Source organism: Streptomyces sp. NPDC001914 (assembly GCF_042891215.1).
Lineage (GTDB): Bacteria > Actinomycetota > Actinomycetes > Streptomycetales > Streptomycetaceae > Streptomyces.
Genome location: NZ_JBIASW010000034.1, coordinates 26241 through 32733 on the forward strand (window position 1 = coordinate 26241; position 6493 = coordinate 32733).

General features: G+C 66.8%; 8 protein-coding genes. 3 read left to right on the top strand and 5 right to left on the bottom strand.

Features of this window, described 5'->3' with window-relative positions:
• Positions 1-138: 138 nt before the first annotated feature.
• A complete protein-coding gene (locus ACFYYF_RS41250) occupies positions 139-753 on the bottom strand; it encodes a hypothetical protein (protein WP_388784680.1) in 615 nt (204 codons plus the stop codon).
• Between the two features lie 179 nt (positions 754-932).
• The gene (locus ACFYYF_RS41255) at positions 933-1463 is read right to left on the bottom strand and encodes a hypothetical protein (protein ID WP_388784682.1); all 531 of its coding nucleotides are present in this window, start codon (positions 1461-1463) and stop codon (positions 933-935) included.
• A gap of 542 nt (positions 1464-2005) precedes the next feature.
• Between ACFYYF_RS41255 and ACFYYF_RS41260 the strand changes: the two genes are divergently transcribed.
• Entirely contained in the window at positions 2006-3220 is a 1215-nt protein-coding gene (locus ACFYYF_RS41260; protein WP_388784685.1) for a PQQ-binding-like beta-propeller repeat protein, read from the top strand.
• Positions 3221-3404: 184 nt separating this feature from the next.
• On the opposite strand, the gene ACFYYF_RS41265 is transcribed toward ACFYYF_RS41260, so the two are convergent.
• Positions 3405-3788 carry a VOC family protein gene (locus ACFYYF_RS41265; RefSeq protein WP_388784688.1) on the bottom strand — a complete coding sequence of 128 codons (384 nt, stop codon included), beginning with the start codon at positions 3786-3788 and terminating at the stop codon, positions 3405-3407.
• 406 nt (positions 3789-4194) lie between these two features.
• Here ACFYYF_RS41265 and ACFYYF_RS41270 point away from each other — a divergent pair, with 406 nt between their 5' ends.
• A complete protein-coding gene (locus tag ACFYYF_RS41270; RefSeq protein ID WP_388784690.1) occupies positions 4195-4569 on the top strand; it encodes a hypothetical protein in 375 nt (124 codons plus the stop codon).
• A 65-nt stretch (positions 4570-4634) separates the two neighbouring features.
• Here the strand turns inward: ACFYYF_RS41270 and ACFYYF_RS41275 are convergent, their stop codons facing one another.
• Entirely contained in the window at positions 4635-5174 is a 540-nt protein-coding gene (locus tag ACFYYF_RS41275; RefSeq protein ID WP_388784693.1) for a GNAT family N-acetyltransferase, read from the bottom strand.
• 256 nt (positions 5175-5430) lie between these two features.
• On the bottom strand, positions 5431-5799 hold the full coding sequence (locus ACFYYF_RS41280; protein ID WP_388784696.1) for a VOC family protein: 369 nt from the start codon (positions 5797-5799) through the stop codon (positions 5431-5433).
• Between the two features lie 169 nt (positions 5800-5968).
• Here ACFYYF_RS41280 and ACFYYF_RS41285 point away from each other — a divergent pair, with 169 nt between their 5' ends.
• Positions 5969-6307, top strand: a complete 339-nt coding sequence (locus ACFYYF_RS41285; protein WP_388784698.1) for a thioredoxin family protein — start codon at positions 5969-5971, stop codon at positions 6305-6307.
• Positions 6308-6493: the final 186 nt, after the last annotated feature.

A 6493-nucleotide genomic window follows, 5' to 3' on the forward strand; every position in this document is an offset into this window, starting at 1 on the left:
TGGCCAGAACACGGATCTGGCGTACCTCGCCGCTCTGCAGGCGCAACCGGACCTCAGCGTCCCTCAAAGCGCCCGCCAGCCCTTATGGCAGGTTGCACAGCACGCCGCCCAACACCCCCGAGACAGGAACCAAACCGCCTAGTGCTCGATGAGGGCTCGCTCCTCGTCGGTGAGCCGGTTGAAACAGACCGTCTCCGTGACCATGACCGTCACCTGGTCGAGTGAGGGTGCCGTGAGATGCCGGGCGTGCAGGAACCAGCCCTTCTTCTTGTACGAGGCCATGAAGTAGGTACTACTGCCCCCGACGGGTACCGTCTGTCGAGGTGTGCCTTCTTTCCAGCCCCGTGCCGTGAGGCCGGACAGCATCGCCTCCAGTTGTCGCTGCCTGTCAGCCGAATCGGCGGCGCGCAGGGGGCGGTACTGGTCCGTCGGCACCCACGTGACTACGCAGGGAGTCAGCCGGGTGCCGAGTGCGGCAGCCTTACCCTTCTTCCCCGTGTCGACGAGGGAGTGTGACTCCTGGTGCCTGCCGAACCCCGCCTCCACCTTGCCGCCTGTCAGTCCCGCTGCTGTGACGGCCGCCTGCAGCTCTCTCCGAACGGCCTTCTGGCCGAAAGACACCGGTGCCGAAGAAGAAGAGGCGTGGGTGTGGGCCGTGGCCGCAGCGTGGTCGGCGGGAGCGAGGTCCGTGCCGCAGCCAGTGGCAAGAATCGTTCCGACGGCGACGGCGACTGCCCGTGCGGCGTTGATCATGGTGGTACGCATGTGCTCTTCCTTGGCGCGCCGACCGCCGAGCACCATTGGATCGGCCAGGTCAGCCAAAGCCTGACGCGCGAATCTTCGCATACGACTGCTCCACGCTCGTACGGGTCCTGGAGCAAGCCGATGAGGGTGCTCCACCAGCCACCCCGCACCAGTTGCCTGATGCGGCACTAGTTCCCGGATGCGGCGCCGACGGTGCGGGAACCGGAGTGGCCCGGCTTCGACGGGGCCCATGTGGGCTTGGCCGTCACCTCGGCCGGGTCGGGCTCGGCAAGGGTCAGGCCCCAGGAGTCGTCCTCCCTTCCCCTACGGGCCTCGATCTCCTTGATCTGGCCGCTCTTGGCGAAGTAGAGGACCACGACCTGCCGTACGGAACCTTCGTCGTAGAAGTCCGCCGTCACGTCTCCCTCGGCGGCGGGACCGAAGGCCTTGACCCAGTTGCGGGCTGTGGCGTTGGCGTGCGTGTCGTCGACGGCGAGCTCGGCCAGTCCGGAGACGTCGCCGTCGGCGAGCCGCCACACGGCCGCCTGCACGGTCTGGAGACTTCCCGTGGAGGGGTAGCCGACGACCTTCAGCGGTCGGTGATTGCTGTAGTCCGTCTGGTACGTCAGGGACTCGTCGTCCGATGTGCAGCCCGTCAGGAGTCCGCCCGCGAGGGCAGCGGCAAGGGCGTAGCGGGTGAGTCTTGTCTTGCGTGTCATGGTCAGGAACTGGCCTTCGAACGGGGGATCATGACCTGCTTGATGTAGTTGGGCCTGCCACGGTTCCTCGCTCGGCAGGCCGTCCGCGTCGAGCGCGATCGGTCACCCGGGTCGCCCGCGCCCGTGCCTGGCGCTGACGTCCCGGCTGCATCACATGAACCCGGTGCCCGAATGCCGGGAGAGAGTCATCCTGCGACGCCCTCGATCCTGGTCACCGCCGTCTGCGGCTCGCCTGGATCGGCGCACTATCGTGCGTCCGCTTCGGGGGCCGCAGTCGCGAGGTCACCTCGTGCGTCCGGTCTGTGTTGCTTGTGGCATGGATGTGCAGGCATCGCAGGTCACGAGGGGTGACAGGTCACTTCAGGAGCTGATAGGAAGATCCAACTGTCCGACCGATTACTCGAGTAAGCCTCCGGTAGTCGGCTGATCGGCGATCCCCCAACGGACGGACGCGTCTCGCCACTGCCATCCCGCTGCCATCGCCGACCAGGTCTGGAGCACCACCCCCGCGCGGTCGGACCTTCGCACCTCAGGAACTCGCCATGCCCTCTGCCTCCCGTCCCCGCTTCAGCATCACTTTCCTGCTGGCAGCCGTCAGCATCTCCGCCACCACTGCATGCAGCGCCGACTCCGGTCCCGCTCATGTCGCCTCCGCTCCGACGGCCTCAGTTGCCGAACCGGGTCCCTACGGGCCACGGGCGCTCGCATCGCATCCGCGTGAGCTCAGCAACAAGCCGATCGCGGTCGGTGCCGGAGTCGTACTGACACTGCCGGACGACCAATCGACATTGGTCGCCTACGATCCGGCCACCGGCGTTGAGCGATGGAAGTCGTCCGTGCAGTCCGGGTACGCCGAGCAGGCATGGCCCGTCGGCGACGACTTCATCGTCAGCTGGGGAAAGCTGTCACCTGACGGGACCGACCAGAGCGTCGTGGGCGAATTCGTGGCGCGCCTCGACGGGCGCACCGGAAAGCCAGTCTGGTCCACCAGAGTCATCAAGGGGGCCAGTCGGGCCGGGAACATCGAGTTCAGGCCGAGGGCAGGCGTCGTACTGGTCACGGGTGCTTCGCATTACGGATGGACGACGGCTGCTCTGGATCTGGAGTCGGGCAGGAAGCGTTGGATGAAGAGCGATTCCGTGCAGACCGCCGACGACTTCGACACCGGGGACTTCGGTGGCAACTACGCCCTGATTTACAAGCAGTTGGACTCATACGCGGACACCGGGCGTCTCATGCGCATCGACCCTCGCAAAGGTGTCGCCATGTGGACGGTGGCCCTGGGCAAGGCATACGGCACCACCGTGTACAACGTGCGCAATCACGTGGTGGTCTCCCGCCGCGGACGTGACGGCGGCGGGACCGTGTTGTTCCTCGACGGTGTCACCGGCAAACGAGTCGCTGAGGTTCATGGTGAGGTCCGGGCGGAGGACGGCAACATCGTCGTGGTCGCCTCCGGCACCGGCGTAGTTGCCTACGATCAGAGCGGCACCAAGCGCTGGGAAGCAGCCGGCACCGTGGTCGAGGCCGGGCGGCGTGGCTTCAGTGACGGCAAAACCGTCTACTTGCTGACTGGAAGCAAGAAGGAGGGCATGCTCAGCCTCGTGACCCTGGACGCCAGGAGCGGAAAGCGTCTCGCATCCCTGACTGATCAGACGGAGGCGGAGCTCCTCGGCACGGTCAATGGCTTCCTCATCGCCGAAAGCCCCTACGGACGCGACGGACTGATCTTCGCCGGTAAGCCGCACCGTAGTTGAATCGGTGCTCCAGGCGGGGTGCAGCTGGGCTCGTAGGTGTTGACCGTGGCGTCAGCCACTTTCGGAACAGCCTGAACTCAGTCGGATGCCTGCGCGCCGCCCAGGAGACTGGGCGGCGCGCTGTATTGCGTCGTGTCCTTGACGTCGATGCGGGGAGGCGCCAACGGGGCGAACGGTGCCTGATCTATTCGCCGTCGCGGCACAGGCAGAAAGGGTGGCCGGCCGGGTCGAACAGCACCCGGACGTTTCCCTGCGGCTGGACCTCCGCGAGGGTGGCTCCCAGTGCGACTGCCTCGGCGACCGCCGAGTCCAGGTCGCCGACCTGGAAGTCGAAGTGCATCATCGGGCGCTGGTCGCCGTCGGCCGGTGGCCACACCGGAGCCCGATAGCCCTCCGCCTTCTGGAACACGAAGAACGGTCCTGCCGGGGAGGCCGCAACGATGGCTGTTCCCGGCTCTTCGTGCCCGATGTGCCAATCGAGGAGTTCGGCGTAGAACTTCGCCAAACCGCTGGGGTCCGGCGCTTCAATCGTCGTCCCCCACCACATGCCGCCTGTTCGAGATCGCATGCTTGAGCCTATCCAAGACTTCCGCAGGAGCCGATACCACGCGTTGGCACCGGAGCGAGACAGCCCGCCCAAGCCGACAGGGCGAACGCTGCCTGATGCGGCACTGGGTCGGCGACGAAAGCGCCTACGGCCCGATAGGCCACGCCCGTCGATGACGAAATACGGCTCACATCCGGTACGTCCCGGAGCTGTTCCGTACGGCACATGAACTCGCGCGAACTGAACAGACCATGACGGTCGATCACATGTGCGGCCATATGAGAGGCTTCCGTGCGCGGACTTGTCGCCGCGGACGACGGCGGACACCTCCGGCACCCTGACCTGTGCCCCGCAGGCGGGCGCCGTCCCCTCGGCCGGACACCGCTCACCGACCGACCTGAACCGAACCGAAATCCCAGGGGGACCGATGCACTCCATCATCCGCAAAGCGGCGAACCTCGCCGTCGTCACCGGCGCGGTCGCGGCCGCGACCATGGCCGGCGCCCCGGCCGCGAACGCCGAGCCGGTCCAGCACGGCTGTGCGTACCCATACGTCTGCTTCTACGTGAACCGGGCCGCCGTCAATGCCGGTCACCCCGCCGCCAAGTTCCAGGTCGTCACCAGCGGATTCCAGGACGTGACGTCCCGCGACGGCTACATCGTCCTCAACACCCGCAACGACGACGTCGCCTATCTGCGCAGCAACGCCGGCACCCTCTGCGTCGGACCGAACACCACCACTGTCATGAGCGCCGGCATCACGATCGACGGCATAAGGATCTCCAGCAGCTCAACCTGCTGAGCCCACCGCGGGCGCGCCCTCGGCGCGCCCGCCCCGCCCCGCACCCAACCCGTACGAGGAGAACGTCAGGTCCTCGCACCACGGGCGACGCGGTACAGCACGTTCGGACGCAGCGGACCTTCGGGCGCGGTGGGATCGTCGAAGTCTTCGGCCGGGTCACGGGTCATGCCAATCCGGCGCATCACGGCCTGCGAACGCAAGTTGGCGGTTGTCGTCACCGCGAGGATCTCAGGCAGCTCAAGGGTGTCGAAGCCGTGGGCCAGGACAGTCAGCGCGGCCTCGGTGGCGTAGCCCTGGCCCCAGGCCGAGCGGGCGAGCCGCCAGCCGATCTCCACGCCCGTGAACGGCATGTCCTCGTCCACGTCGTCCAAGCCGGCGAAGCCGATGAACTCGCCCGTGGCCTCCACCTCGACCGCCCACCACCCATAGCCTCGCTGATCGAACTCGGCCTGGAACATCGCCACGGATGCATCGCTCTGGTCGCGGGTAAGCAGATCACCCAAGTGCTCTCGAACCTCGGGATCGGCGTTCATGGCCGCCCACGGTTCAAGGTCGGCGTCGCGCCATCGGCGCAGGACAAGTCGATCGGTACGTAGTTCAGCCATGCCGCTCACCCAACGTGACCTCCGCCTCCGAGGCAATCTCTTTTCTGCCGCCGCGCCCGGGGTGACAGGACATGATCACGAAAACCTACGAACCCCGACGAGAGACCGGCGCCGATGAACGCCTCCTGCGAGCTGCCTGGCGGCAGAACCCGTGGCCGCCGCGGCCAGGGCTCAGCCGGATGCGCAAACCGCGCCAGGGCTGAGCGGCCGGCCCGCGAGCAGGGCCGGAAGATCCTCCGCGACTGCCCTCCCCAGGTCACTGCATCGGGATCGGCTGGGTGAGGTTCACCGGGTTGCCGTCCGGGTCCTTGATGTGGGCGACGCGCTGGCCCCATGGCATGTCCTTGGCGGCGCCGCTCACCGAGCCGCCCAGCGCAGTCACCCGGCCGAGCGTCTCGTCGACGTCGTCGACACCGATGCTGAGCAGGATCCGCGGCGCCTCCCCGGTTCCCGGGTTCTCCTTGGTCACCAGCCCGAGGTCGGTGTCGCCGATGCGCAGGCCGAGATAGAAGGGCGGGCCTTCCGCCGGTACGCGGTAGATCTCCTCGGCGCCGAACAGTTTCTTGTAGAAGCCGAGCAGGACGTCTTGGTCGGCGGTCAGGATCACTGGCTGGATGGTGGACATGGCACTCCTGTCGAGAACGGTCGTGTCATTCGGTAGACCGTCCGGGGACGGTGAACTCATCGACAGCAGGTCTATGGGACGTCCGCGCCGGACGATCTTCCGGCCGACCTGCCGCCCCTAGCGGGGGATGATGGGGAGGAAACGACGGAAAGCGAGGTCAGGAGCCATCATGACGAAGCGGGTTCACCAACCCCGGGAGGACGCGGAGTTCGATTTCATCCTCAAGATGAGCGGAGTGCCGGTCCTCGCCTACTTCATCGGGACATGGCCCAAGGCGATCGAGCCGTGCCGGGCCATGGACCTCGTCGTGGGTGCCATCGCCGACGAGTACGCAGACCGTCTGACGGCCGTCCGCACCGACATCACGCGCTGTCCGACCGCGACCAAGCGCTACGGAATCACCGGAGCCCCGTCCTACGTCCTGCTGAAGCAGGGAGAGGCGGTGGCACACGCCACGGGACCCAAGACCAGCGCCGAGGTGCGCGACTTCCTGGACAGCCACCTCTGAGGAACCGCAATCAGCACGGTGGACGACGCGGCACCACTGTGACCACCCAGAAGACCACCAGGCCACGAGGTCCGTACCGGTGCCCTAGGTCCAATGCCGTTGCTTTAAGGGTCTGGGGCGGGTGGTTGGGGTCGTTTGATGCGGATGGCTTGGGTGCCGGCGTGGGTGGGTTGGGGCCAGGTCTGG